The organism is Collinsella bouchesdurhonensis (assembly GCF_900155365.1).
GTDB classification, from domain to species: domain Bacteria; phylum Actinomycetota; class Coriobacteriia; order Coriobacteriales; family Coriobacteriaceae; genus Collinsella; species Collinsella bouchesdurhonensis.
Genome location: NZ_LT699739.1, coordinates 455,351 through 481,894, shown reverse-complemented (window position 1 = coordinate 481,894; position 26,544 = coordinate 455,351). Strand labels below are relative to the sequence as shown.

Sequence of the window (26,544 nt, the reverse complement as noted above, 5' to 3'; positions counted from 1 at the left end):
CGCTATAATCCATACGACATTTTGTGCACGCTATAGAGCTTGCGCATTCGAATTTCCTGCAAGGAGCTGTAATGCAGATCACTTCTGGTCTACCGGAGAAATTTAACCCCGACGCATATGACATGATCGTCGTGGGTGCCGGATACGCCGGCGCCGTTTGCGCGCGCCGTTTGGCCGAAAACGCTGGATTCCATGTTGCCGTGCTCGAGCGCCGCGACCATATTGCGGGCAACGCCTACGATTACCTGGACGAAAACGGCATCCTTGTCCACAAGTACGGTCCGCACATCTACCACACCTTCAACGAGCGCGTGCACAACTTCCTGTCGCGCTTTACCAAGTGGACGGACTATCAGCACAAGGTCCTCGCCAACATTCACGGCACCCTGATGCCCGTGCCCTTCAACCATCAGAGCCTAAAGCTCGCCTTTGGCGAAGAGCGCGGCGAGCAGCTCTTTAACAAGCTTGTGGATACCTTTGGCCGCGACGTCAAGGTTCCTATCATGGAGCTGCGCAAGAAGAGCGACCCTGACCTCGCCGAGGTTGCGGACTACGTGTTCGAGAATGTCTTTTTGCACTACACCATGAAACAGTGGGGCCAGACCCCCGATCAGATTGACCCGTCCATCACCGGACGCGTGCCCGTTTTCATCGGTGACGATGACCGCTACTTCCCGCAGGCTCCGTACCAGGGAATGCCCGCCGATGGCTACACCCCGCTGTTCGAGCATATGCTCGACCACGACCTTATCGATGTCTACTGCGATGTGGACGCACGCGATATCTTCGAGATCGGCGATACCATTGTGCGCGTGTGCGGCAAGGTCTATGGCGGCGAGATTGTCTACACCGGTCCGCTGGACGAGCTGTTCAATCTTGATCTGGGCGCCCTGCCGTACCGTACGCTCGACATGAAGTTCGAGACCCTCGACATGGACCAGTTCCAGCCGGTGGGTACCGTCAACTACACCACGAGCGAGGACTTCACGCGTATCACCGAGTTCAAGAACATGACCGGTCAGGTTGTTCCCGGCAAGACCGTTATCATGAAGGAGTACAGCCACGCCTACGAGCCTGGTAGCGGTCAGACTCCGTACTATGCGATTCTTGAGCCCGAGAACCGTGCGCTGTACGAGCGCTATCTCGAGCGCGTCCAGGACCTTTCCAACTTCCACCCGGTGGGTCGTTTGGCGGAGTACCGCTACTACGACATGGACGCCGTAACCGATTCTGCCCTTAACCTGTCTGATGAGATTATCGCCTGTCATGCCTAATACCGCCTGCGCCAAGACCATAACCTTCGGCATCCCCAGCTACAACGCCGCTGCCGACATGGACCATTGCATCACCTCTATCCTGGAGGGTTCTGCCTACGCTTCCGATGTGGAGATCATCATCGTCGACGATGGCAGCCACGACGAGACGCCGCAGAAGGCCGATGAGTGGGAGGCTCGCTATCCCGGGATCATTCGTGCGGTGCATCAGGAGAACGGCGGACATGGCATGGCCGTGATGGCCGGCCTGCGCGAGGCTCAGGGCATCTACTATAAGGTTGTCGACTCCGACGACTGGCTGGACGGCCAGGCGCTTTCTGCCATGCTTTCCATCCTGCGTGGCTTTATCGAGCGCGATTTGCGTGTGGACCTGTTTATCTCGAACTACGTGTACGAGAAAGTGCATGAAGGTACGCACAATACCGTGAGCTACCGCATGGCATTGCCGCGCAAGAAGATTTTTGGCTGGGACGAGATGGGCCGCTTCCGCCCCGATCAAAACCTGCTCATGCATAGCCTGTGCTACCGCACCGATGTGCTGCGCGATGAGGGCCTGCCCATGCCGGCGCACACCTTCTACGTGGATAACATCTATGCGTACGTGCCGCTGCCGCGCTGTCGCACCATGTACTACGCCGATATCGACCTGTATCGCTACTTCATTGGTCGCGAGGGCCAGAGCGTTAACGAGGCCACCATGGTTAAGCGTCTGGACCAGCAGTTCCGCGTGACGCGTATCATGATGAACTCGTTCCATTTGTTTGACGACATCGAGAGCTCGCGTTTGCGCAGCTACATGATGGGTTATTTCACCATGATGATGGCCATTTGCTCGGTGTTCACCAAGCTTTCCGACGAGGAGGGCGCTGACGAGCGCTTGAAGCAACTCTGGGCGGACCTCAAGGAGTTTGACGCTCGCATGTATCGCCATGCTCGCTATGGCGTGCTCGGCTTCTTTACCAACCTACGTGGCCGCGCCGGCGAGAAGACCACTGTGGGCATTTATCACATGGCCTCGAAGATCTTTAAATTCAACTAAATTGTCTGCGGTGCTAGCAGGTTGCGTTAAAACACGAAAAGAGGGGGCGTTCGCCCCCTCTTTTTTCAAAACTTCTCGAAATAGGTACCCTAAATAGAATTTCGTGAATAGACGACTGTTTTACCCTTCCGTATCCTGGGCCTTTGCTGTTCGAAAACGGTCTCTACTTCGCAAAATCGATTTAGGGTACCTATTTCGAATTGTTTTATTCAGGTCACATATTATATGGGCGGCAAAACAGGTCGAAACCCGTTAAAGGGCGTCGAGCGCGCGTTTGACGCGAGCGATGGGAAGACCCACCACGTTGTAGAAGTCGCCATTGATGGCGCGAACGAGCATACGGCCGCCTACGCCCTGGATGCCGTAGGCGCCTGCTTTGTCCATGGGCTCGCCGCTTGCCACATAGGTTTCGATTTCGGCGTCGCTTAGCTCATAGAATGTGACGTCGGTCACTTCAACAAAGGATCGACGTGTGCCTCCGGAGATAATGCAGACGCCGGTTGCCACCTGGTGTGTGCGACCGGAGAGGTCACGCAGCATGGCGAAAGCTTCATCGGTATCGTGGGGCTTGCCAAGCTTTTTGTTGTCGATCGCGACGATGGTGTCGGCTGCAACAACGATCTGGCTTGCTGCGAGTGGCAGCGCAGCGATAGCTGTCGCCTTGGCGCAAGCCAGACGTTCTACGAGCTCAAAGGGTGATTCTCCAGCACGCGGGGTCTCATCGATATCGGCGGGGACGATCTGAATGTCATAGCCGGCCTCTCGCATCAGCTCAATGCGACGCGGCGATTGCGAAGCTAAGATCACAGCTGGATACCCTCACGAACCTTGGAGACGGCAACCTCTCCGGCAATATCTTCAAGAACGGCGAGGGCAAAGGGAAGTGCCTGTCCCATGGCCGACGCAGTAATGATATTGCCGTCGACAACGACGGTCTTGCTACCTGCATAGGTGCCTTCGGGGAAGTCGAGCTCAAAGCCGGGGAAGCAGGTGGCGCGTCGGCCCTCAAGCAGGCCCAGGTGGGCCAGGATGGAAGGTGCTGCACAAATAGCGGCGACGTGCTTGGTTGCGGCGAACTCGCGCACAACGTCGCATACGCGCCCGTCGTTTTGCAGGTTGGTGGTGCCAGGCATGCCGCCGGGGAGCACCACGTAGTCATATTCCGAGAAGTCGACCTCGTCAAAGGTGCAGTCGCACGAGACGGAGATCTGTTGGGCCGAGATGACGTCGCGCGTGGGCATGATGGACACAAGCGTGGCGCGCACGCCCCCGCGGCGCAGGACATCGACAATGGTCAGACACTCGATCGTCTCAAAGCCATCGGCGGCAAGAATGGCAACAGCAGACATGTTTTCCCTCTCGGACGTGGTTGATGTTGGGGCTTTTATACCCCGCTAAGGCCATGAGTGTGACAAAAAGTCGACAGGTTTATTTTGTCACGTTCGGATTGCGGTGCGGCGCGGGCTATTTGCGCGTCAGATGAGTGACAGCCTCGCAGTGGAATGTTTGGGGGAAGAGGTCCACCGGGGTGATGCTTACAGGTACGAATGTGCCCTCGTCACAGAAGCGCTTGAGGTCGCGTGCAAGCGTGGCGGGGTCGCAGCTCACATAGGCGACGTCTCGGGCGGAGGTGCTGGCGATGAGGTCGATAGCCTCGGGCGCGAGTCCCGCGCGCGGCGGGTCCACAACCAGCACATCGGCATCCTCGTCGGGGAACTCGCGTACGGCATCGCCGCCGATGACGTCAACGTTGTCCAGGTGGTTGATTTCGAGGTTGCGACGTAGGTCGCGCACTGCGGGGCCATACGCCTCAACGGCAGCGACGTACTCGCAGCGGCGCGCAAGCGGCAGCGTAAAGGTGCCGGCACCGCAGTAAAGGTCCACGGCGACTTCCTCGGGCTGTGGGTTCAGTGCATCCATGACCAGATCGATGAGAATCTCGGCCGCTTTGGTGTTGACCTGGAAAAACGAAGGTGCAGAAAGGCGCATCTGAGAATCGGCGATATCCTCGGTCCATGAGCCCTCGCCGGAGAGAACCTCGACCTTGGAGACGCGACGAGCCTTTTTTTCGCCCTTGCTCATCACACGGACCATGCTTGTTGAGGGCAGTGCGTCGGAGAGTACACGCGACACTTGACCTCGGGGGAAGCCACCGGTGGGCGTCCACAGGGCAACCTCGAGCGCGCGTGTGCGGCGTGAAGCTCGAATGCCTACGCGTTCGAGCGAAAGGTCGTGCGAGTTGCCCAAAAAGCCCAGGGCACCAGAAACAGCCTTGATGGCGCGGGGGAACTTCTTTTCAAAAAGAGGGCAGGCGTCCACATGGATGATTTGCTGCGGATCGCGCCCGTGCAGGCCCAGGCGGAAGCGTCCATTTTGAATGGTGGGCGCGAGCTCGATTTTATTGCGGTAGCCCCAATCATCGCGGGTGGCGCGGATGGGCTGCACCAGCTGGGCGACAGCGTCGTCATCAAACTTGCCAATGCGTTTGAGCGAGGAACGCAGGTTTTCTTCCTTTGCGGCGAGCTGTGCCTCGCGGGAGAGGCCGCCCCAGGGACATCCGCCGCAGACGCCCACAAACGGGCAGGGCGAATTCACACGGCTGGGGGAGGGTTCCAGCACCTCGCTTACCGTGGCGCGCGAGAACGAAGAGCCGTCCTCGACGATTTGTGCCTCCACGACGTCTCCCGCAACACCGCCGGCAACAAATACAGCTTTGCCGTCCTCGGCGTGCGCGAGGCCGTCCGGTCCGTACATCATGGATTCGATAGTGAGTTTCATGATTATGCCCTCCTGCGTATTCAACCTGTTCATAGTAGCAGGTTGCGCAGGAGGGCACGGGTGGCACGTGCGTGTTGACGCGTTCTCTACTTGGTCTTACCGGTGATGAGCGTCTTTATGCCCATGCCGATGAGCCCCAGGCCTAGCTTGAAGCGGCCCGGCTGGCGGCGTGCAAGCGCCTTTTTTGCGGCCGCTTTGGGCCTTGCGTGCTGGCCACGAGAGCTGCCGGCAGTCGCGCGAGGTGCAGATTCCGCCTGGCTATCCGGTTCGGGCTCCACGATGGTTGCCTTTACGGGGATGCCTGCGGCAGCTGCGGTCTGCGGCGCCCCAGCATTCCCGCTTGATGCGGCCAGTGTCTGAGCCTCGACAGCGGATGCCTCGGCTGCATCAAGCTCCGCCTCGGCCTGCGCCATGGCTGCGGGGCTATCGTCTGGAATGTCCACTAGGGGTGCACTCTCGCGTTTGGTTGCTGCCTCGTCGGCATCGCGATATGCGCGGGCCAGCAGATACTCCTGCGAGTTGAACGGAGCCTCGCCCGCACCGCGCGTCACGGGCATCCACTCGCCTGAGGGCGAGAGCACGCGAGCTTTCACGTTGTCCTTGAGCTGCGTTTGCACATAGCGTTGCACGAGGGCACGGCATGCGGGATCGAGCACCGGGTAGGCAATCTCTACGCGATGCTCGGTGTTGCGCGTCATCATATCGGCGGAGGACAGATAGATCGTGTCGGAGTCCACGCCAAACGAGTAGATGCGCGCGTGCTCCAAGAAGCGTCCCACGATGGAGCGGATGTGCACGCCGTCGGTCTTGCCCTCGATGCCCGGCAGCAGGCACGAGATGCCGCGGATGATCATCTGCACTTGCACGCCGGCGCGGCTGGCCTCGGAAATCTTGTCGATAACCTCGCGGTCGGTGAGCGAGTTGAGCTTGAAGAACACGCGGGCGGGCTGGCCTGCCTGTGCGCGCTCGATCTCGCGGTTGAGGCCGCGCAGGATGAGGGGCTTGAGACCTGCGGGCGCTACGCCCAGGTAGCGGTAATCGCCCTTGAGGTTACCAAGCGAGAGGTTGCGGAAGAACAGGTTTGCATCCTCGCCTATGCCGGGATGCGCGGTCATAAGCATGAAGTCCGAGTACAGCTTGGCCGTCTTCTCGTTAAAGTTGCCGGTGCCCAAAAGCGTGAGACGCGTGAGCGACATGCCCTCGCGATAGGTGATCTGGCAGACCTTGGAGTGGCACTTAAAGCCTTCGGAGCCATAGATGACGGTACAGCCTGCCTCTTCCAGACGTTCGGCCCATTCGATGTTGTTTTGCTCGTCAAAGCGGGCGCGCAGCTCCATGAGGACGGTGACTTCCTTGCCGTTCTCCGCCGCGTCGATCAGGCTTTCGCACAGGCGGCTTTGCTTGGCTACGCGGTAGAGCGTGATGCGGATGGAGATGCAATCCTCGTCAAAGGCCGCCTGATGCACAAGGTCCAGCAATGGCGTCATGGCCTGATAGGGGTACATGAGGAGCTTATCGCCCTCGAGCACCTGTTCGCGCATGGGGCGGGAGGGGTCGATATCGGGGTTCTGCTGTGGCTTGAACGGGGGGAATAAAAGCCTCTCGCGCGCATGCGTCGGTACATGGCTTTCGATACCAAAGACATAGCCAAGGTCGAGCGGGGCGTCCATGCGCAGAACCGAGCGCGATTTGAGGCCAAGCGATTTGCGGATGGTCTTGAGCGTGGAGGGGGCAAGGTCGCCCGAGACGGAAAGAGCCACCGGCTGCAGGCGCAAGCGCTTCTTGAGAATGCGCTTCATGTGCATGCGGTAATCTTCGTCTTCTTCTACACCCTCGCCGTCGGGGTCGATATCGGCGTTGCGCGTCACGCGGATCACGGCGCGATCGAGTGGCGTATAGCTGCCAAAGCAGCTGTCAAAGCAGGCGAGAATAACGTCTTCGAGCAGGATATAGCGGTATTCGCCCACAGCGTGCGGCATCTCGATCACGCGGTTGAGCGAGGGCGGGATCTCGATCAGGCCCAACAGGTTTTCCTCTTCGGCGCTCTCGATGGCGCATGCCAGATACAGCCCTCCGTTGCGCAGGTTGGGGAAGGGATGGCGCGGATCGATGACGAGCGGTGAGATGACGGGGGAGACGTAGGCTTGGAAGTAACCCTCTACAAAGGTGCGCTCATCGCCGTCGAGCATGTCGGGGTGCGCGCGCACGATGCCATAGCTCTCCAGCGCTGCCTCGATGCGATGCTGGGCGTCAACTGCGCGATCGATCATCGGTGGGAGAGCATTAAAAACGCACTCTATCTGCTCGGCGGGGGTCATATTGCTCTTGTTGTCTACGGGCTGGCGCTTGAGTGTGGCGAGGTCTGACAGGCCGCCTATGCGCACCATAAAGAACTCGACGAGGTTGCTCTCGAAGATGGAGACAAACTTGAGGCGTTCGAATAGCGGAACCGTCTCGTCAAAGGCCTCGTCGAGCACGCGGCCGTCAAAACGCAGCCAGGAAAGCTCGCGATTTTGCGTGTAGCTGAGGTCGTGACGCTTGCGTGGCGAGACCGTTACCACGTTTTTCGCGGCCGATTTCTTGCTGTCCTTATTTTTTGCCATGATGCTCCCTTTGCATGTACTTTGCTCGCCATCAACAATACCCGGCTTTTGGGTGGGGAGGGGGCACATATTGGATTGTTGACCATATGATTACACAGGCGTTATGTGCTCGGTTTTACATGCCGGCGGGGCACGGCCGTGTACGCGCCGGGAATCACGATGCCGGCGGCAGCAGGTGGCCCAATCGTATACACGTGCCGCCCCTAGATGAAGGGACATTTTGTTAACAAAACGGCCCCGTGCGCTTTACCCGTGCAGAGTGCATGCGAACGTGGCATACTTTTGACCAGTTTCCCTGACGAAAGGACCTGCTATGGGCGTCAATATCTCTGGTCGCAGCTTTTTGAAGCTGCTCGACTTCTCTACCCAAGAGATCGAGTACCTGCTGGCACTCTCCCGCAACCTTAAGGACCTCAAGCGCACGGGCGCCCCGCACCGCTACTTGGAGGGCAAAAACATCGTCCTGCTCTTCCAAAAGACTTCCACGCGTACCCGTTGCTCCTTTGAGGTGGGCGCCATGGATTTGGGCATGGGCGTAACCTACCTGGATGCCTCTGGCTCGCAGGTGGGCAAGAAGGAGTCCATCGAGGACACCGCGCGCGTGCTCGGCCGCATGTACGATGGCATTGAGTTCCGCGGCTTTGCCCAGGCAGACGTTGAGGAACTTGCCGCAAAGTCCGGCGTGCCTGTGTGGAATGGTCTTACCGATGAATGGCACCCCACGCAGATGCTCGCCGATGTGCTTACCATCCAGGAGAACTTCAACTACGACATCAAGGGCCGCACCGTCGTGTTTATGGGCGACGCCAAGAACAACGTAGCGCGTTCGCTCATGGTCGTTTGCGCCAAGCTGGGCATGAACTTTGTTGCCTGCGGTCCCGAGTCCTGCATGCCCGCCGCCGACGTGGTGGACGCATGTACGCCCATTGCCCAGGAGAACGGCAGCACCATCAAGCTGACGAGCGACGTGGCCGATGCCTGCACGGGCGCCGACGTGATTTATACCGACGTGTGGGTTTCGATGGGCGAGCCCGACGAGGTATGGGCCGAGCGCATCGAGCAGCTGGAGCCCTACCGCGTGACGTCTGAGGTTATGGCGATGGCTAAGCCCGAGGCGATCTTTCTGCACTGCCTGCCCAGCTTCCACGACACCAACACCCAGGTGGGCGCCGAGAAGGCCGCGCAGTTTGGCATCACCGAGATGGAAGTGACCGACGAGGTGTTCGAGTCCGCGCAGTCCAAGGTCTTTGACGAGGCCGAGAACCGCATGCATACCATCAAGGCCGTGATGTACGCAACGCTCAAGTAGTTGTGCGCGCGACAATTTGCGAGTTTTGACGGGGACGTTGCCCTTGGGGCGGCGTTCCCGTTGTCTACCCCGGAGTGTGTCAAAAAGTCGACAGGTTTAATGTGACACATTGGGGGATGGGGCCGGGAGTTACGAGGCGTTAAAGCCCAAGCTTGGGAGCGTGGCCTCAATGGCGCTTGCCGCGCGTTCCTTTAGGTATTCGCGGTTGAGTTCCTTCTTGCGATAGGCAAGATAGGTGTCCTTAGTTTTTTGGATGAGAGCATCGGTGAAGAATGACTCCCAACTAAAGAACCGCTCCGAGTCAATAAAATCGGCTGGATGCTCGAGCATCTCTCGCATTTCGGTATCGTCGAATAGCCCCGAAGAAAGAACGAGCCACTCGAAGGACTCCGGTAAGAAAAGCTCGATGTTCTTTAGCCTTGTGAGTGCATAGACGGCTTCCATCTCGGGTCCGAAAGCGGCACCATCGGCAATAACCAGGAAGCTGGTTGCATTGCTTGCAAGAATGGTCGAGTAGATATTCGACTTTCCCTTTGCGCTTACGCAAGGAATGCCGCTTTTAAGGCACAAAGCGCTAAAGAATTCATATCCAGAGTTGGAATCTTCCACGATAACAAGCCCGGGGCGTTGCCCCGAGAACGATTGTTCTCCGTAGATGCGGTACGTCGACGTGTATATCCGGGAGTAGACGGGATACTTGGTTGTCGCCCTGTTGGTGTTTTTTAATCCGTAGATCTCATCCACGCTATAGGGAAGCTGGGGGAGGGATTCGCGTGCTACAAGGACATAGTAGTTGTCGCTCTCTCTTGCGGCGTGGGCAAACTCATGGGAGCGCATGAACGCACTGTCTTCATCGATAAAAACAATGCTTGAACTGATTTCTTTAAGATCGCGTTTCCAATTGCGCCCGGAAAGGACGTGACAGGGGGCATCACATACAACGGAGACGCCACTGTCCGGCCCTAGCTGGTCGAACTGATCGATAAGCTCAAGAAGGGTCGTTTTGCCGGTTGCGCTGTTGCCCTGGAGAATGGTTAGGTTGCGACGGATATTCAGTTTGAATTTAACCCGGTTGTTCGCCACGGTGACGAGGTACTCGCCGTGCATTATGCGGTCTCCTTTAGACAACGGAGCGCGATGGGGATAAGCTCGTTCATGGAGTGGACGATGTCTCCAGTGTTGGAGACGGTCATGGTAAATCTACCTTTACCAAAATCCATAAGATGGTAAAGATTGATGGTGATGTCCTGCTTAGCCGCGATTCGCAAAATCCAATACGAGCAGTTGTCGCCGCAGTTTGAGGCGTTGTAGACCATGTTGGGCATAAAGTGCATGAGTAGAAGCGTTTTGGTTCCGCTGGAGAGCTTCTCGGGAGGAATGATGCCCAGGGCTCTGGTCTCGATCGCATTGGGGCCGAGGACGGTTCCACGGTCAATCGATTTGATGATGCGCTGCGCAAAGGGGTCTTCAAACCAGTCGGGGGAATAGACGTTGTTGAAATACACCGACGTGTTGTACACAACGTTTTCCATGTCGCCAAAATGCACGGTGAGCAAGAGTGCACCTTTCTGAGTCATTTATTGGGTTTAAGTATAGCTTGATTTGTTCGGCGTGGTTTTAGCGAGGGATGTTGATAAGCAGAGCAAATGTAGATGAATAGATACTGAGCGGACAGAGCCGTTTACAACTGACCTAGAACTTTTGTCCGCGGGTTTCCAACACCTTTTTGATAAGAAGCCGATGCGCTATGTCGTTTGCGTAATTCCAGGGCCTGCGGGTGCTGGCGATAATCGCCATTTCGATATTAAGAAGCTGCTCAAACTCTAGCTTAGTTGATTCATTTTTTGAGAGATTATCGAGGTTGTATTTGATAAACAAGTCTAGAGATTCGAATAAGTGTGAATCGCGGGAACAAGGCTCCATCAGGTCGCAATCAATGAGGTAATAACTTCGAGGGTCGTTTCGAAGGCCGTTCACATAGTCCCGAATATCAAACAGCAATGAAATAGCCGTGCCTGGTTCCTTTCGGATAGTTACTTCTCCCAAGGAGGCCAGGTAGCTATTCAGAGTTTTTTGATTATTGAACAGATCCCAGTCCGGTGATGGATGGCCAAATGCACTTGCAAGTTGAATCGTAAGCGTTGTTAATTCGCTCTTTATTTCTGAATAAAAAGACCACTGTCGTTTCAGCTGAAGATTTCTTTCGGTTTCTTTTTGTATGGCTTCTTGTATTTGCAACAAGACTACAGAGCTCAAGACAATAGAAGCGACTTCAAAAACTACAACAAAGCGCGATTCTTCGCTGAAGGCATTGCAGACTGCGTATAACATTGCCCCCGCCGTTGGTACGAAGATAACAAGAACGGCAATCCAAATAATTTGGCGTTTCGCCAGTCGTTTCAATGCTCGTAATAGTCGCCGTATGGGAAACCAGAGCATCATAAGTCGCAATCGGATGCCCTGGAACAAGGTTGTTTCATATGTTTGTGAGTAAAAAGACAATCTCATTTGTTCTCCTTCGAGTTGATTGTGGAATTGACTTTATACATGCATGCAGATTTTGCTTAGGATTAATTGTATTAGAACGAAGTTCATTTATAGATATAAGTGTTTTCAGCGCTTGGTCCCCAGATAGCTTTCTTACTGCTTAACGATGCGTTGGTTAAGTTTCGGCAATACACTTAATGACGATACCAATTAGATCGAGAACGGATGACAAACATGCGGACACGATATAAGAACATCCTAGTGACAGGCGGCTGCGGATTTTGCGGCGGTGCGTTTGTCCGCTATGTCGTGAATCACGCGCTAGACGTTCATGTGACAGTGCTCGATAAGCTCACGTATGCTGCCGACATGCGTAACATCGAGGATTTGCCTGCTGGGCGGGTCCATCTTGTGGTGGGCGACATCTGCGATCGTGGACTGTTGAAGCGCGTGGTGCCAGGTCATGATGCCATCGTGCATTTTGCCGCCGAGTCTCATAACGATAACGCGATAGCCAATGCGGCGCCGTTCATAAAAACGAACGTTGAAGGTACGTATTGTTTGCTCGAAGTTGCTCGCGCGCACGGCATTCGCTTCCATCATGTAAGCACGGACGAGGTTTTTGGCGATCTTGCCTTGGAAGATCCTGTGCGCTTCACGGAGGATTCGCCGTATCGACCAGGTTCGCCCTATGCGGCATCCAAGGCGAGTTCTGATCTGCTTGTTCGCGCATGGGCTCGCACATATGGCTTGCCAGTTACTATTTCAAACTGTTGCAACAACTATGGTCCGCTGCAAAACGAAGAGAAGTTCATCCCTGCAGCGATAGGGAGCATTAGGTATGGTAGGCGTCCGAGGCTGTATGGCGACGGCAAAAATGTTCGTGATTGGATTCACGTTGATGACCATGCCCGTGCTGTATGGACCATTCTGAATGAGGGCAGGCTGGGAGAGACTTATCTGATTGGCGCCAATTGCGAGCGGAGTAATCTTGAGGTCCTGCAGACGATTCTTAAGGATATGGGCAAACCCCGTAACTTCATCGATTGGGTGAGTGATCGCCCCGGTCACGATAGACGCTATGCAATTGATACATCTAAGTTGCGACGTGAGCTTGGGTGGGTCCCCATACATGATGATTTTGAATCAGGGTTGCGGGAGGTCATCGTGGCGCGAACAGCAATGAACAAGCGCGACTTGGCCGACTAATCCCGAAGGGTGTCGGAGCTTATTTTCAAATACATTGCCTTTCGATAGCTGTCATTTCGCGATAATGCAATATGTATAGAAGCTCAGCCTGCTAAAATGATTGCTGCGTAAATGCCAGAGATTGTAAAGGCCGTCTTCATGAATCGATTTAAGCATCTAATTAAATCCGCCGTTGCTATTGCTCTCACCTACGTGCTGTGCGCATCGGCGCTTCTGCAGCCCATGGCTGCCTATGCTGCTACGCTGCAGACTCAGCAGTCTACTGCCGAGGCGGCTGACGCATCCAGTACACAGGATAGCTCTGCCGGGGACGTGTCTGATGGCACAACCGATGGGGTGAGCAAAGACGCTGACTCTGCGGATGCGGCGCAAGACGAAGCAGCCCCCGCCGACGCTGCGGATGAAGGCCAGACGGCGAACGAGGAGGACGCTGCGGCTCCCGAGTCTCTCGATACTGAGGACGAGCAGGCGGCAGATGGCACCGTAATTGGTGACAGCGAGGCAAACTCCTGGCGTTACCAGAACGGTCAGTTACGTAGCGACCTGCAGGACGATAACGCAACTGACCTCGGCATCGAGTCTCGCTCGATGCACGAAATGCCCGAAGGCGCTACGTTGCAGGGTATCGATGTAAGCGGACACCAGAAAGATATCGATTGGCAGAAAGTCAAGGATGCAGGTATTGACTTTGCAATCCTGAAGATTGGCAACATCAATGCTCGCGAGCCGGATGGCTGGTATACCGATAGCTATTTTCAGCGCAATGTGACTGAGTGCGAGCGCCTGGGTATTCCTTACGGCGTATACACCTATTCGTACGCACAGAATGCTGACGATGCCGTGAAGGGTGCAGATCGCATCATTGCGCTGCTAAAGGGCCATAACCCTACGTTGCCGGTATATCTTGACCTTGAAGATGACAGCATCAAGGACACCGATCACGCGGCGATTGCTACGGCATTCTGCAACACGATCTCTGCTGCTGGCTACACTCCCGGTATCTATGCGAGCGCCAGCTGGTTCAAAAACATCCTGACCGACCCGTGCTTTACCAATAGCGGCTGGAACATCTGGACTGCGCAGTATTGGTATGGGCAGCGCTATGACGCCTCTTTGGGCTTGGGTCCGGAGTATCCTGCCAAGTTTGACTGCTGGCAATATTCATGCCTTTCTACTGTGCCGGGCATCGATGGACATTGCGATATCAATTACTGGTATAAAGACGGTTTTTCTGCCGGCGGTAGTGATCTTCATGTCGAGTGCCGGGCCCACGTCGCGAAGTACGGCTGGCTCCCGGCCGTGCGCGACGGCGCGACCGCCGGCACCACCGGGGAGTCACTGAGGCTCGAGGCCCTCAGGGTCGCCCTGTGCGGCTCCGACTACGCCGACGGCTCCTCGGTCGAGGTCGACGCGAACGTCTCGGGCCTCGGCTGGCAGGGCTGGGACTCCCCGTCGCCCTCCGAGGGCGGCACCACGGGGCAGTACCGCGCCGTCGAGGCCGTGCGCCTGAGGCTCACCGGCGAGGCCGCGCGGGACTACGACGTGTGGTACCGCGTGCACGCCGCCGGCTACGGCTGGATGGGCTGGGCCAAGAACGGCGAGGACGCCGGCACGACGGGCTTGTCCTGCCGGCTCGAGGCCGTGCAGGTGAGGCTGGTTAAAAAGGGCGGGGAGGCTCCAGGTTCGACTGCCTCGCCTTTTGTGTCCGCTCCTGTTATTACCTATAAATCTCTTATTTCATCCGGTTGGCAAAACGAGGTCGCCGCCGATGGCATTTCTGGCGTGGTCGGTCAGGGATCTATTCATGCTTTTGAGCTTCGCTCGACCTCTGATATTTCCGGCTCATTTAAATATCGGGTTCATTTATCGGGTCTCGGTTGGCAAGGCTACGTTTCGCAAGGGGCTGCTGGTTCAACTGATTCATGCCATGCAGTCCAAGCGATTCAGATAACGCCTACCGGGGATTTTTCAAAGAAGTTCGATATCTATTATCGAGTTTACGTGGATAAGCTCGGTTGGCTCGGCTGGGCAAAAAACGGAGCTTCGGCTGGAACCATTTCCTGCTATCTGGATATTCAGGCTGTGCAGGTTTGCGTCAGAGCGCGTGGCACAAAGGCTCTCGGCGGCGGTATTCCTTTCTATTCGAGTAAGGCGACTCTTCCCTATATCGGTTTTCAAAATCCTAGTCAGTACTATCAAGTTTCCAATCGCTCTGTCTCTGTCAAAAACATGGGTGCGGGGATATTTGGCTATCGTACCGAGTCTCGAATCCCCTATAACGCTTCGAGAGAAGACTGCATCAACGCGATGATTACTCGTGCATATGACTACGTGGGCACCACGCCATATATTTGGAACTATTCATGTGCGCCAGGTGTCGGCGTGGATTGCGCCGGTCTTGCCATGCAGTGTTTGTACGCAACCGGCATGAATCTTGGGCGCTATAATCCGTGGGATCATTACTACACTCCAGGTCATGATCACTATGCAAACGATATGTGGAATGATCCGAAATTCAAACATCTTGATTTTTCGCAACGCCAGCGTGGCGATTTGATTTGCTATAGCGGCCATATTGCAATTTATCTTGGTAATGATCGTATTATCGAAGCAGCGTCCCCGCGTTACGGCGTGCGCGTGCACAGCGTTTACGTGGGATATCCGATTAAAGGCGTGCTTAGGCCGTTTGTCTAAAGTGCATGTAGATAAGGCGCCCCAGCGTCCTTTTGACCATTGGACTTTGGGCCGCCTCGCTTTTCTCCGTAAGGGATGCTGGAACTTATGCACGCGTCTTCTTGGCGTTTAACGCACCGGGTTTTCTCTGAGCAGGCTTACGAGCATAAGCAGTGAGCCAAGTATGTATGAGATCGCGATAACCAAGCTGACTCCGTTCATGCCGAATTCTCTGATAAAGAACGGTGTTAGAATGAGAGAAAGGCAAAGTGCAATCGCATTGCAGATGCAACAGATGATCATTTTTCGCTTTGCAACCAAAAGGTCGCCTAGAAAGGCAATGCAGGCGGCACTTCCGCATGACAGTATAGCTGCATACATCAAATAGGAGTAAGCGCTGATTTTTGCGCCAAATACAATTGTCAGGAATTGTTTTCCAATAAAGAAGAAGCCAGTTGCTCCAAGTCCAAAAACAAGAAACATTGCAACCAACACTTTCCCAAGCCTTTTTCTAAAACCTGGGAAATCATCATTCTCAATCAGGTTTGCAAAACCGCCCAATAGGGGCGCGTAGATATATCCGGCGCAGGCTTGAATGATTACGACAGGCGTGCAGACAGAAGCATAGATGCCAAGCATGTCTTGTCCCATGTTCGTACCAAGATATTGGCGAGCCTGAGTTACAACTAGATTGCACGCGGCCATTCCAATAACCGAGGGAAGGCAAGTCTTTAGCAGGAAAAAGATTTTTGAGAACTGAAATATGGGTTTAACTGAAGAGAATTGCGATGCGCGTTTTAAGTCAAGAATAATGATGGGATAGGTGGCGCAAATCATACCGACGATGGAAAGATTAAGGTTGTCGGTTAGGACCATCACGCAACAAAAGGCAGCGAGCATTAAAACGCCGCGAATCGCATTGGATTGCCCACAGTAATCCATGCGCAACTCTTTTTGATCGATGCCGTGGAGGACATCAATGAAGACATCTCCAGCCCTGAATACCAGGTAAAGAAAAATGCAGAGGATGTTGGAAATGGCCGTGGTGGAAAAAGCGTAAAGAAGCGTTATGGAGAATGCTACGAATATGGTAACTAATCTTAACGCAACGTAAACGCCGGATGCTATCTCATTTTTAACGTCTGATACTTGATAGGCCCTAATTCGATACAGGGCGATTGGCTGAAATACATTGCTCATGGCCATCGCGAGGGCAAGCGCACCAGAGGCACTGAAGTCCGCGGAGAGCTTGACGACAAGAACGGTGATGAGCCATTGGCACATTGAATAGGTTAGGGATCCGATGGAATTCCACAGCATATTGCTTTTTAGGGATAGCTGAGACACGTGAACCTCGTGGGATATTGGCTATTTTTAATGTCGTTATTATATGCCTTGTCGAGGGCGGGATTGAATTATCGATAATAAGCCCAGCATGTCCGCAAGGATGGGCCGCCTGATTCCGGCGAATCATAATGAGTTTGATATGTGATTAGGAGAGGGCGGCAACGATTTTCTCTGCGCTCGATTTCAGGAGAAATAGTCCTGCACACGCTCAAAAAGGCGTTTTCCAGCATTGATGGCTTCTTTGGGATTATCACAATATCAAAGGATCGCATCTACAAAGTTTTGAGCTGTTGGCGTTTCAACTATGGTTCCATGGCCAGGACTGGGTGTCGCGTCTGCAGCTCCGGCACAATTGGACGAGATGATCGCGAGTTTGTGGGCCGCCGCCTCGAGCAGAACCGATGGCAGACCCTCTGGATAGGTCGACGGATAGCAGAATATGTCGACATTCGACATGAGGGAGCAGACATCCGCAGGGGTTAGCGCGCCCACGAAGTGGATGTGGCTTTCCGTAAGGGACGCGATGCTGTCGGCGAGCGGGCCGTTCCCGGCGATAACCAGATCGACGTCCTCGCCTTGCCCGCGCAGAAGCTCGACGGCCTCGATGGCGGTCTGCACGCCTTTTTCTTTCACCAGGCGCCCGATGTAGGCGACCTTGATCCCGGTGCATTCTTTGTCGAGATCCGACCAATCCCGAGACGAGCCGAGCGCGAGGTGGCGACCGATTATGCAGATGGGGTGGATAGCAGACCATTTCATCCTTTTTTGCTTAGAAGTTTCTGTCTACATAGAGTTTCCTGTTTGCCCTGATAACTCAAGTAAACTACTATGTTCAAATACGTAAATAAATAGTAATGATTTGAACAAAGGTGTGCTCATGCTTACAAAATGTCAATTCGACGTGCTCCTTTCTTTGCGACAGAACGCGGCAGCTACCCAACGATCGATAGCCGAATCTATCCAAGTATCCCTAGGCTCAGTCAACAACGCTCTTGCTGAACTCAAGTCGAAGGGACTGATCGAAGCTGATGGGGCTTTAACGAAGGAGGGGCATGAGGCTCTTGCGCCGTATAAGGCGGACAGCGCCGTCATCCTCGCTGCCGGTGCGGGCACTCGATTTGCCCCGCTTTCTTTTGAAAAGCCAAAAGCGATGTTTGAAGTGTGTGGGGAAACGCTAATCGAGCGTCTTATTAGCCAGCTCAAAGAAGCGGGTATTAATCACATAGTTGTTGTCGTCGGCTACATGAAAGAGGCTTTTTTCTATTTGGAGGATAAGTATGGCGTGGAGATCGTCATCAACCATGAGTATGCCGACCGCAATAATCATTCCTCCGTTTGGGCTGCTCGCGACCATTTGAGCAACGCTTATATCGTCTCTTCCGATCAATACTATTCAAAGAACGTCTTCAAGTCTTACGTTTTTAAGTCCTATGTATCTGCGGTTTTTGAAGAAGAAGAGACTGAAGAATACGCTTTGCAGGCGGATAAGAAACACCGAGTTGTCGGAATGGCCCGGGGTGGAAAATACACGTATCGCATGCAGGGGCCTGCTTACTTTACGCGCGAAGACGCTCAAACCTTCCTTGCTCTATTGAAGGCAGTGCACGCTGATCCCAATGCTGCAGGGTTGCTTTGGGATGACGTTCTTGCTGCGCATCTAGACCAGTTCAACATCGTCCTCGGCCCCATTGAGCCCGATGTGATCCATGAGTTCAACTTTGTTACCGATCTCACGGCTTTTGATGCTGATTTCTTTGCCAACGTTGATTCCAAAATCCTCGACAACATTTGTGCCACACTCGATTGCGATCGCGAAGATATCGTTCGTGTGGATCCTATTAAGGCGGGTCTTACCAACCTGTCCGTTCTCTTTGAGGTCAAGGGCGCTCAATACGTCTACAGACATCCCGGCAATGGAACCGAGGAAATCGTTAATCGTAAGGCCGAGACTCATGCTCTCGGCGTTGCAAAAAAGCTGGGCCTAGACGATACCTTTATTTACGAGGATCCTAATGAGGGCTGGAAGATTAGTCATTACATCGACGGCTGCATTGATTTTGACTATCACAATCAGGTTCATGTTGAAAAAGCCCTCTTCATGATTCGAAAGCTTCATACGAGTGGGGAAGAGTCTCCGTGGTCGTTTGATTTTTATAACGAAGCATTGAAGATCGTTGAGTTGCTTAAGAAGCTCAATTACCCCTTCCCGCTTGATTTTGATGAGCTCTTCAAGCTGATCACGTCTCTCGGTGAAAAGATGAAAGTCGATCAGGGAAAACCGGTGTTTTGCCATAACGACTTCTATGGCCCCAATTTCCTCGTAAAAGGCGATGAGATGCGTCTGATCGATTGGGAATATGCCGCGATGGGGGATTATGCATGTGATCTGGGTAACTTTGTTGCCCAGGGATCGGGCTACTCTGTTGAAGAGGCATGCGATGTTCTACATTTTTATTATGGTAGAACTCCAACGGCTGCTGAGGAGAGGCACTGCTTGGCGGCGGTTGGCGTTGTGGGCTTTTATTGGTATGTATGGGCCATGTACAAGGAGGCCATGGGAAACCCTGTGGGCGAGTGGCTTTACGTTTGGTATAAGGCCGCAAAGCAGTTTGGTGCTGCTGCGCTAGAGCGCTATTAAAAGAAATGCAAATCGTGCCCGTAAGCTAGGCAATTGAATGTTTGAGTAGGTGCTGTTTTGGAAAAGGATATATCCCAATCTCGCAACGAAGATGCTGAGTACTTTGATAAAAGGAGCTTGAAAGCCGGCTCTGTTAATTGGATTTTGCTCATAGGACTAGGCGTGTCATACGTCATAAGCGGAGATTTCTCTGGCTGGAACTACGGTATTGCAAAAGGGGGATGGCTCGGTCTTGCCATCGCCTTTGCCGCTATGGGCCTTATGTATCTCTGCACCGTTTTTGGGCTTGCTGAGCTTTCGAGCGCTATGCCCACGGCCGGGGCGGGCTATGGTTTTGCTCGGAGTGCGCTGGGGCGGATGGGAGGTTTTGCAACGGGTCTTGCTCTTACCATCGAGTATGTTTGTGCGCCTGCGGCAATCTCAACTTTTATCGTAAACTACATCGTTTCTTTGGGGATAGCTCCAGATGTTCCACCTTTGGTAATGGTAATTATCGTTTACGCCGTTTTTACAGCATTGCACATTATCGGTGTGGGCGAAGCGCTCAAGCTCATGTTTGTGATCACTGCAATAGCGCTCTCCGCTTTACTTGTTTTTCTCTTTGGAACCGCTGGCAGTTTTCACCTCGGCAAGCTTTTTGATATTAGCCCCATTGCTTCTTTTGGGGCTTCTCGGGCATTGCCTATGGGAGTAAGTGGCGTTTTAGCCTGTTTGCCCTACGGAATTTGGTTTTTCTTGGGCGTTGAGGGCACGCCTCTCGCATCTGAGGAAGCAGAAAACCCAAAGGTCGATGTTCCTCGTGGCCTTATCGGATCGATGTTCATCCTTGTTGTTTCGGGTTTGCTCGTTCTTTTTTTAGCTGCCGGCACAGTGGGCGCTGCCACAATCGGTGCTTCAGATACGCCGTTGATCGATGCACTTGTTCTTTTAGATCATCCTGCGCTTGCGACGTATGTTAACTGGGCTGGCCTTGCGGGTCTCATTGCGAGCTACTTTAGCTTGATGTTTGCTGGCAGCAGACAGATTTTTGCCCTTTCTCGCGCTGGGTATTTCCCGACGTGCCTATCTGTTACCGGGAAAAGAAAGACGCCGGTCTCGGCATTGCTCGTGCTTTCGGTTGTTGGCATCGTCATTGTCGCAATCATGGGAGACGGTTCGCTTATTTTGAACGTAGCTGTTTTTGGCGCCTGTATTTCCTACGCGTTGCTCAATTTATCTCATATTATTTTGCGCAAAAAAGCTGCCGATATGAAACGTGGCTATCGTACTCCGGGCGGTACTTTGACCACTGCGATTGGCTTTTGCTTGAGCGTTGTTGCGGTTATCTCGACCTTTTTTGTTGATGTAGTCGCTGCCGGTTCCGTTCTTTGCATTTATGTGCTTGGTTTGCTCTATTACATGCTCTTTGCACGAAATAGAATTGTGGGCAACGCGCCAGAAGAAGAGTTGGCGGCTCTTATTTCTGCAGAGCAGGAACTGCGTTAGAAAGGTGCTGGCTTTCGGATGAAACTCATTACGTTCAACGATATTCAGAAATCCGGCGTTACACCTTTGCAGTGTATGGATTGGGTGGATGCCGCCATCGCTCGAAAGGAGGATGCGATTCTGCCGCCAAAGATCAGCTTGCATCCTGGGGTCGAGGGCACTTTTTGCAATTTTATGCCTTGCATTGCGCCCGATGCATCTGGTCGGCTGTACGGCGGCGTCAAGCTGGTTACGCGCTATCCCGAGCGCATACCAGCCTTGGACAGCAAGATGCTGCTCTTTGATGCAGAGTCTGGAGAAACCCTTGCGTTTGTTGACGGCGACTGGATAACCGCCATGCGCACCGGCGCTGTTGCTGCTCATTCGGTTTTGCTTTTTGCCAAGAAAGATTTTAAGAACCTGGGTGTTATCGGACTTGGCAATACCGGTAGGGCCGCGATGCTGATGCTGGCCGAAAAAATGCCGCAAAGGGACCTCTTCGTGACGCTTCTTGCACATAAAGGTCAGGAGGATTCCTTTATTGATCGTTTTAGCAAGTATCCCAACCTACATTTTGATGTTGTGGATAGCTATGAGGAACTGGTTTCACGTTCCGAGGTTGTTATCTCCGCGGTGACGTATTTTCCCGACGATATATGCTCGGATTCTTGCTTTAACGAGGGCGTTCTTGTTGTCCCGATTCATACCAGGGGATTTACAAATTGTGACCTGTTTTTTGACAAGGTTTTTGCCGACGACACCAATCATGTCAAGGGCTTCAAGAACTTTAATCGGTTCCGTTCGTTTGCAGAGGTATCCGATGTGGTTACCGGCAAGGCGGAGGGTCGTACGAACGAGAGCGAAAGGATACTTGCATACAATATCGGCATCGCCATGCATGACGTTTTGTTTGCGGCAAATATCTACAAGATGCTCGATAAGGATCTGTTGACTGATATCGACCTTGCCCAGCCTGACCTAAAGACATGGGTCTAGGCGTGGGTGCGTGGCGGATAAAGTGTTCGTTTGCTTTTTCGTGCGAAACTGATTGAGAAATTCGATTGTGGATTGGCAGTTGGTGGGGATATGACCGTATACGAAGGATCAATTCTGACCGTTGACCGTATGGACACTATTACCCGTTACTTGGTCGAAGACGCTGGAAGAATTGTCTATGTTGGCGATTGTCTCCCGGAACGATATCGTAGCGCCCCGCGCGTCCAGCTTGGTGGCAGGACCCTTTGCCCTGCTTTTGTTGACACGCATGAGCATCTGGCGAGCTTCGCTACGTTTAATGCTGGACTGAATGTGATGAACGCACGGTCCAACGAAGAAATCAAACAGATGATTTCTGACTTCTTGCCCTCTTCAAAGATGAAGATCGTGATTGCCTTTGGGGCGTCCCCGTATTCAGTGAAGGAGGGGCGCCTGCTCAATCGAGATGAGCTTGATTCGGTTTGTCCGGATCGGCCGTTTTTCATGGTCAAATATGATGGCCATGCCTGTATTGTAAACACGGCACTTCTCAATCAGGTAAAGGAAAAAGTATCCGCACTAAGAGGGTATCACCCTGAATCCGGAGAGATGAATCAAGAGGCATTTTTTGCTGTGAGTGATTACATCACTGCCAGCCTCTCGATCCCCGATCTTGTCTGCAATATCCAGCATGCCATCGACTACCTCGCCTCCAAGGGAATTGGAATGGTCCATTCGGTGAGTGGGGTTGGCTTTGTGCGCGATTTGGATATCTCCCTTGAGAATTGGCTCTCAAAGAGTGTCCAGCATGGCTTCTCCGTGCGTGTCTTCCCGCAATCGATGGATATCAACGCCGCTTTAAAACGAGGTCTGCCAAGGATAGGGGGCTGCTTTAAGTGCGCGCTCGATGGCTGTTTCGGAAGCGGGGACGCCGCGCTAAAGCACCCGTATTCAAATGATGCATCCAATGATGGCGTGCTCTATTACTCCGACGAGACGGTGATTGACTTTTGTATGCGCGCCAACCGTGCAGGTCTTGAGATTGAGATGCATGCGATTGGAGATGCGGCTTTTGAGCAAGCTACAAAGGCCCTCAAGGCAGCGCTCGATGATTATCCGAGGGGCGATCATCGCCATGGCATCATCCATGCCTGTCTGCCTACGGAAGAGGGATTGAAGATATGTGCTGACTATGGGATACATCTTCCTATGCAGACGAGTTTTATCGATTGGCCCCAGGAACCAGATGCGTATCTTGTTTCGATTCTTGGATCCGAGCGCGCGCTGCAGCTTAATCCGCTTCGTACTATGTGGGATAGGGGAATTGTTCTTTCGGCTGGATCTGACGCTCCTTGTACCGATCCTGATCCTATTTTGTGGATGTACAAGGCCTGCAATCATTCAATACCGGGCCAGAGCCTAACCATTCAGGAGGCGCTGAGGATGTGTACGTATAACGGCGCTTGGGTCTCTTTTGATGATGGGGAGCGCGGATCTCTTGAAGTAGGAAAGATTGCTGATATGTGCATCCTTTCCGATAATCCATATACTATGAATGCAAAAGACTTAAGAAAGCTTTACGTTGAGAGCTTGATATTGGGCGGTTGTGCATATCAGGATCAAAAACAGAGTTGGATTTCTGCTGTTGTTAAGGGAATGCTAGCTCGAGTTTGAGTTTAGACGGTTAGGGATTGTGATAATGGCTTTATTGACGTGTGATCAGTTTAATGAGCTGTGTGAAAAGCAGGAAAAGGGCGAGGCTACACAAAAGGAGCTTGATGCGCTTGAGCCGTACAAGGCTCGCCGCGCGGTTTTGCTCGCATCCGGCTTTGGGAGCAGGATGAAGCCCGTTACGCTCAATACCCCTAAGCCTCTTGTCAACGTGCGCGGCAGGCAGATTATCTCAACGATTCTCGATGCCCTTTTGGCTATCGATATTACAGAAATCTATATTGTGACCGGTTACCTGAAGGAACAATTTGAGCTCCTGAAGGATAGATATCCGACTATCACCCTGCTTGATAATCCTATCTATGATCAAACAAACAATATTTCTTCGGCGTACGTTGCAAAGGATTATTTCAAAAACGCTTATGTTTTTGAAAGCGATCTGTTTCTCGTCAATCCTTCATTGCTTAAAAAGTACCGATTTAATTCCTGTTATATGGGCGTTCCTGTTGCTTCTACGCCGGATTGGTGCTTTGACGTTGAGGACGGTCGCATTGTCGATCTGCATAAAGGCGGCTCTGACTGTTACCACATGTTTGGAATCAGTTACTGGAACGCCAACGACGGTGAAAAGCTCTCGGTCGACTTATCTGCTGCTTTTTCAAAAGATGAGAATCGCCAGCGTTTTTGGGACGATGTACCCTGCGTTCTCTCAAGGGACAACTATCGTATTTTGATCGAGCCGTGCGCGTTTGACGATGTGGTCGAGATTGATTCGTTTGCAGAGCTTCAAGAAATCGATCCGCGATATAAGGTTGACATGTAGTAAGAGTTGCTATGCAGGTTTTCTCGTGTATCGCTCTTATTGTTTATGAGGTCTTTAAATGACAAACGATGAAGTACTGAATGCTCTCCATCGCGTTGAGCTTGATGCTCTTCTGGCGATTGACGCTTTTTGCTCTGAACACGATGTTACCTGGTGGCTGGACAGCGGAAGCGCGCTGGGTGCGGCTCGTCATTGTGGTTTTATTCCCTGGGACGATGATGTCGATATTGCTATGCCGCGTGCAGATTACGACAGGTTTTGTAAATTGGTATCAGAGGGACACCTACCCGGCTATTCATTGCACAATACAGACAATACGCCGGAATTTGCGCCCTTGTTTTCCAAAGTGTGCGTTGATGGGACGCGCTTTGAGACTGCCGAGACGCGTGCTGCAGGTTATCAGCAGGGTATTTTCATCGATGTTTTTCCGTATGATGCATTATGTAAGGATCGCGCTAAGAGCTCACTTCAGTTCAAATATGCTTCAATGGCTCAAAAGCGCTCCTATCTCTATCATTCGTCTAAAATCAATGTTCCTCATGCCGGTTTGCTAGGGTTTCTTGAGCGTACGGGCTGCGTTTTGCTCCACTGGGTCGAACGGGCTCATGTGAAGGACCCTTCTGTGTATCAAAAACTGTACGAATCGATGCGTCCGTCTGCCGGGGAAGCATCTGAAGAGTTGTGCCCGTTTTCCTGGAGCCGTCAGGTTTCATTTCCCGTCTCTGTTTTGGTCCCCACGACAAGAATCAAGTTTGAAGGCCATCTGCTTCCGGTTCCTGCGGATTATGATCGCTATCTTACGCTAACGTATGGCGATTGGCACAAGGTGCCGCCGGCAGATCAAAGGCATACCCATCTCCCGCTCCTGATTCAATTTCCTGATGGCGAAGTATGGGATTCCTGCCCTGCTAAAGATTGTGCCTAATCAAGTATGTGCTCTTGATTGATGAAGGCGCTGTCGAACGATTCTCCCTCAGGTTGCTACTCTGTTTGCGAAAGGGCGTCTATTAGCTTTTCGGCACTTGTCTTCCAGGAGAAGTTTTTTTGCACATGTTGGAAAACATGTTTTCCAACAGCGGCCGAATTCGCTGGATTGTCGTAGTAGTGCTTGATTGCTTTCGCGAAGTTTGTGGTAGATGGATCGTTGAGTACAGTTCCGTATGCGGAATCAGGAATTACATCTAATGCCCCGGCGCAGTTTGACGAGATGATCGCGAGTTTGTGGGCCGCCGCCTCGAGCAGAACCGATGGCAGACCCTCTGGATAGGTCGACGGATAGCAGAATATGTCGACATTCGACATGAGGGAGCAGACATCCGCAGGGGTTAGCGCGCCCACGAAGTGGATGTGGCTTTCCGTAAGGGACGCGATGCTGTCGGCGAGCGGGCCGTTCCCGGCGATAACCAGATCGACGTCCTCGCCTTGCCCGCGCAGAAGCTCGACGGCCTCGATGGCGGTCTGCACGCCTTTTTCTTTCACCAGGCGCCCGATGTAGGCGACCTTGATCCCGGTGCATTCTTTGTCGAGATCCGACCAATCCCGAGACGAGCTGAGCGCGAGATGGCGATCAATGTCTATGGAGTTGGGGATGGTGCCCAGAAAAGCGAACCCAAGCTCCTCGAGCCAGCGTCCGCTCCTGCTCGATACGGCGTATGTCTGTGGTTGGAAATAGGCAACAAGCCGAGTGGCGATCTTTTCATATGCCCGGATGCACACGCCGAGCGCCGTCTTCTCTCCGGATAGATAACCGGAGCTGTGGTCGATGAGAACAGGCCTCTTTCCATTTTTCTTTGCGAGATGGCACCCGATTATGCAGATAGGGTAGTAGCGGGTGTTGATGACATATCCGTCAAAGGATTGGGATTTCAATCGGGCCAAAGCGCTATGAAGGGCGGCTCCGGGTTTGACGATGGGAAAGCGGTCCCCCATTACCGATACGGAGGGAATCTCAACGATTGAGAAGGGAAACTCATCGCGTTTGGGATTGTTGTCCAGGGATGACGTTACGACGGTGACCTCATGGCCCATACCGGTCAGCTGGCTGGCGATATTGAGCGTGTACTGCTCCACCCCGCCGATATGCGGGGGAAAGTAAGCCGAAAAAATAGCTATTCGCATTGGCGTCTCCATTGCTGCATGGCGATTGTGCATCACTTAGTGCTCTGTATATTTTAGAAGCGGGAGTGGGAAATCGCAAAATGCGCAAGATGTATGCTTGACGGTTAAGAAGGCCCTTTATTGAGGCTGCATGCTT

Annotated in this window: 21 protein-coding genes; 11 read left to right on the top strand and 10 right to left on the bottom strand. The window is 53.2% G+C overall.

All coding sequences use genetic code 11. The annotated features are described in order from the left end of the window. Positions 1–71 precede the first annotated feature (71 nt). Positions 72–1,274: a UDP-galactopyranose mutase gene (gene glf / locus BQ9843_RS04155; RefSeq protein WP_075843989.1), complete on the top strand. Its 1,203-nt coding sequence runs from the start codon at positions 72–74 to the stop codon at positions 1,272–1,274. Beyond that, complete coding sequence (locus tag BQ9843_RS04150) at positions 1,267–2,313, top strand: glycosyltransferase family 2 protein (protein ID WP_040220653.1); 1,047 nt, start codon at positions 1,267–1,269, stop codon at positions 2,311–2,313. Before glf ends, BQ9843_RS04150 begins: the two co-directional genes overlap by 8 nt. Before the next feature lie 252 nt (positions 2,314–2,565). Here BQ9843_RS04150 and BQ9843_RS04145 read toward each other — a convergent pair whose 3' ends face one another. From BQ9843_RS04145 to ppk1, 4 genes are all read right to left on the bottom strand, one after another. Further along, positions 2,566–3,120: a Maf family protein gene (locus BQ9843_RS04145; protein WP_075843987.1), complete on the bottom strand. Its 555-nt coding sequence runs from the start codon at positions 3,118–3,120 to the stop codon at positions 2,566–2,568. After that, positions 3,117–3,662, bottom strand: coding sequence for a DJ-1 family glyoxalase III (locus BQ9843_RS04140; RefSeq protein WP_075843986.1), 546 nt, complete (start codon positions 3,660–3,662; stop codon positions 3,117–3,119). The genes BQ9843_RS04145 and BQ9843_RS04140 overlap by 4 nt, the downstream gene beginning before the upstream one ends. A gap of 115 nt (positions 3,663–3,777) precedes the next feature. Next, positions 3,778–5,091 (bottom strand): 23S rRNA (uracil(1939)-C(5))-methyltransferase RlmD, encoded by a 1,314-nt coding sequence (rlmD, locus tag BQ9843_RS04135; protein WP_075843985.1) that lies wholly within the window; start codon positions 5,089–5,091, stop codon positions 3,778–3,780. An 86-nt stretch (positions 5,092–5,177) separates the two neighbouring features. Then, the gene (ppk1, locus tag BQ9843_RS04130) at positions 5,178–7,694 is read right to left on the bottom strand and encodes a polyphosphate kinase 1 (protein ID WP_075843984.1); all 2,517 of its coding nucleotides are present in this window, start codon (positions 7,692–7,694) and stop codon (positions 5,178–5,180) included. A 313-nt stretch (positions 7,695–8,007) separates the two neighbouring features. Here ppk1 and argF point away from each other — a divergent pair, with 313 nt between their 5' ends. Further along, positions 8,008–9,003 carry an ornithine carbamoyltransferase gene (gene argF, locus BQ9843_RS04125; protein WP_075843983.1) on the top strand — a complete coding sequence of 332 codons (996 nt, stop codon included), beginning with the start codon at positions 8,008–8,010 and terminating at the stop codon, positions 9,001–9,003. 129 nt (positions 9,004–9,132) lie between these two features. On the opposite strand, the gene BQ9843_RS04120 is transcribed toward argF, so the two are convergent. The 3 genes from BQ9843_RS04120 to BQ9843_RS04110 all read right to left on the bottom strand — a co-directional run bounded on the left by BQ9843_RS04120 (position 9,133) and on the right by BQ9843_RS04110 (position 11,445). Next, positions 9,133–10,110: a hypothetical protein gene (locus tag BQ9843_RS04120; protein ID WP_075843982.1), complete on the bottom strand. Its 978-nt coding sequence runs from the start codon at positions 10,108–10,110 to the stop codon at positions 9,133–9,135. After that, on the bottom strand, positions 10,110–10,580 hold the full coding sequence (locus BQ9843_RS04115; RefSeq protein WP_230205578.1) for a DUF4869 domain-containing protein: 471 nt from the start codon (positions 10,578–10,580) through the stop codon (positions 10,110–10,112). Before BQ9843_RS04115 ends, BQ9843_RS04120 begins: the two co-directional genes overlap by 1 nt. Before the next feature lie 115 nt (positions 10,581–10,695). Beyond that, the gene (locus BQ9843_RS04110) at positions 10,696–11,445 is read right to left on the bottom strand and encodes a hypothetical protein (protein ID WP_143327620.1); all 750 of its coding nucleotides are present in this window, start codon (positions 11,443–11,445) and stop codon (positions 10,696–10,698) included. A 270-nt stretch (positions 11,446–11,715) separates the two neighbouring features. On the opposite strand from BQ9843_RS04110, the gene rfbB reads away from it, so the two are divergent. Together rfbB and BQ9843_RS04100 are read left to right on the top strand one after the other, a co-directional pair. Then, positions 11,716–12,699, top strand: coding sequence for a dTDP-glucose 4,6-dehydratase (gene rfbB, locus BQ9843_RS04105; protein WP_075843979.1), 984 nt, complete (start codon positions 11,716–11,718; stop codon positions 12,697–12,699). 111 nt (positions 12,700–12,810) lie between these two features. Continuing rightward, on the top strand, positions 12,811–15,393 hold the full coding sequence (locus tag BQ9843_RS04100) for a GH25 family lysozyme (RefSeq protein ID WP_075843978.1): 2,583 nt from the start codon (positions 12,811–12,813) through the stop codon (positions 15,391–15,393). A 108-nt stretch (positions 15,394–15,501) separates the two neighbouring features. On the opposite strand, the gene BQ9843_RS04095 is transcribed toward BQ9843_RS04100, so the two are convergent. Together BQ9843_RS04095 and BQ9843_RS04090 are read right to left on the bottom strand one after the other, a co-directional pair. Continuing rightward, complete coding sequence (locus BQ9843_RS04095) at positions 15,502–16,719, bottom strand: lipopolysaccharide biosynthesis protein (RefSeq protein WP_143327618.1); 1,218 nt, start codon at positions 16,717–16,719, stop codon at positions 15,502–15,504. Positions 16,720–16,977: 258 nt separating this feature from the next. Beyond that, a complete protein-coding gene (locus BQ9843_RS04090) occupies positions 16,978–17,478 on the bottom strand; it encodes a glycosyltransferase (protein ID WP_075843976.1) in 501 nt (166 codons plus the stop codon). Positions 17,479–17,596: 118 nt separating this feature from the next. On the opposite strand from BQ9843_RS04090, the gene BQ9843_RS04085 reads away from it, so the two are divergent. The 6 genes from BQ9843_RS04085 to BQ9843_RS04060 all read left to right on the top strand — a co-directional run bounded on the left by BQ9843_RS04085 (position 17,597) and on the right by BQ9843_RS04060 (position 25,215). Then, positions 17,597–19,357, top strand: coding sequence for a sugar phosphate nucleotidyltransferase (locus BQ9843_RS04085; RefSeq protein ID WP_075843975.1), 1,761 nt, complete (start codon positions 17,597–17,599; stop codon positions 19,355–19,357). A gap of 57 nt (positions 19,358–19,414) precedes the next feature. Continuing rightward, positions 19,415–20,842, top strand: coding sequence for an ethanolamine permease (gene eat, locus BQ9843_RS04080; RefSeq protein WP_075843974.1), 1,428 nt, complete (start codon positions 19,415–19,417; stop codon positions 20,840–20,842). A gap of 18 nt (positions 20,843–20,860) precedes the next feature. After that, the gene (locus BQ9843_RS04075; RefSeq protein WP_075843973.1) at positions 20,861–21,817 is read left to right on the top strand and encodes an ornithine cyclodeaminase; all 957 of its coding nucleotides are present in this window, start codon (positions 20,861–20,863) and stop codon (positions 21,815–21,817) included. A 90-nt stretch (positions 21,818–21,907) separates the two neighbouring features. Continuing rightward, entirely contained in the window at positions 21,908–23,470 is a 1,563-nt protein-coding gene (locus tag BQ9843_RS04070; protein ID WP_075844124.1) for an amidohydrolase, read from the top strand. 25 nt (positions 23,471–23,495) lie between these two features. Beyond that, positions 23,496–24,290 carry an NTP transferase domain-containing protein gene (locus BQ9843_RS04065; protein ID WP_075843972.1) on the top strand — a complete coding sequence of 265 codons (795 nt, stop codon included), beginning with the start codon at positions 23,496–23,498 and terminating at the stop codon, positions 24,288–24,290. A 58-nt stretch (positions 24,291–24,348) separates the two neighbouring features. Further along, entirely contained in the window at positions 24,349–25,215 is an 867-nt protein-coding gene (locus tag BQ9843_RS04060) for a LicD family protein (RefSeq protein WP_075843971.1), read from the top strand. A gap of 56 nt (positions 25,216–25,271) precedes the next feature. Here BQ9843_RS04060 and BQ9843_RS04055 read toward each other — a convergent pair whose 3' ends face one another. After that, positions 25,272–26,408 (bottom strand): glycosyltransferase family 4 protein, encoded by a 1,137-nt coding sequence (locus BQ9843_RS04055; protein WP_075843970.1) that lies wholly within the window; start codon positions 26,406–26,408, stop codon positions 25,272–25,274. Between the last annotated feature and the right edge of the window lie 136 nt (positions 26,409–26,544).

Bases quoted from the DNA above. Each gene is read 5' to 3' on its own strand.
- BQ9843_RS04060 (WP_075843971.1), top strand. From the start codon at position 24,349: ATGACAAACGATGAAGTACTGAATGCTCTCCATCGCGTTGAGCTTGAT.
- argF (WP_075843983.1), top strand. From the start codon at position 8,008: ATGGGCGTCAATATCTCTGGTCGCAGCTTTTTGAAGCTGCTCGACTTC.
- BQ9843_RS04075 (WP_075843973.1), top strand. From the start codon at position 20,861: ATGAAACTCATTACGTTCAACGATATTCAGAAATCCGGCGTTACACCT.
- BQ9843_RS04100 (WP_075843978.1), top strand. From the start codon at position 12,811: ATGCCAGAGATTGTAAAGGCCGTCTTCATGAATCGATTTAAGCATCTA.
- BQ9843_RS04140 (WP_075843986.1), bottom strand. From the start codon at position 3,662: ATGTCTGCTGTTGCCATTCTTGCCGCCGATGGCTTTGAGACGATCGAG.
- BQ9843_RS04090 (WP_075843976.1), bottom strand. From the start codon at position 17,478: ATGAAATGGTCTGCTATCCACCCCATCTGCATAATCGGTCGCCACCTC.
- BQ9843_RS04115 (WP_230205578.1), bottom strand. From the start codon at position 10,580: ATGACTCAGAAAGGTGCACTCTTGCTCACCGTGCATTTTGGCGACATG.
- glf (WP_075843989.1), top strand. From the start codon at position 72: ATGCAGATCACTTCTGGTCTACCGGAGAAATTTAACCCCGACGCATAT.
- BQ9843_RS04055 (WP_075843970.1), bottom strand. From the start codon at position 26,408: ATGCGAATAGCTATTTTTTCGGCTTACTTTCCCCCGCATATCGGCGGG.
- BQ9843_RS04150 (WP_040220653.1), top strand. From the start codon at position 1,267: ATGCCTAATACCGCCTGCGCCAAGACCATAACCTTCGGCATCCCCAGC.
- BQ9843_RS04120 (WP_075843982.1), bottom strand. From the start codon at position 10,110: ATGCACGGCGAGTACCTCGTCACCGTGGCGAACAACCGGGTTAAATTC.
- BQ9843_RS04065 (WP_075843972.1), top strand. From the start codon at position 23,496: ATGGCTTTATTGACGTGTGATCAGTTTAATGAGCTGTGTGAAAAGCAG.
- BQ9843_RS04085 (WP_075843975.1), top strand. From the start codon at position 17,597: ATGCTTACAAAATGTCAATTCGACGTGCTCCTTTCTTTGCGACAGAAC.
- ppk1 (WP_075843984.1), bottom strand. From the start codon at position 7,694: ATGGCAAAAAATAAGGACAGCAAGAAATCGGCCGCGAAAAACGTGGTA.
- rfbB (WP_075843979.1), top strand. From the start codon at position 11,716: ATGACAAACATGCGGACACGATATAAGAACATCCTAGTGACAGGCGGC.
- rlmD (WP_075843985.1), bottom strand. From the start codon at position 5,091: ATGAAACTCACTATCGAATCCATGATGTACGGACCGGACGGCCTCGCG.
- BQ9843_RS04110 (WP_143327620.1), bottom strand. From the start codon at position 11,445: ATGATGCTCTGGTTTCCCATACGGCGACTATTACGAGCATTGAAACGA.
- BQ9843_RS04070 (WP_075844124.1), top strand. From the start codon at position 21,908: ATGACCGTATACGAAGGATCAATTCTGACCGTTGACCGTATGGACACT.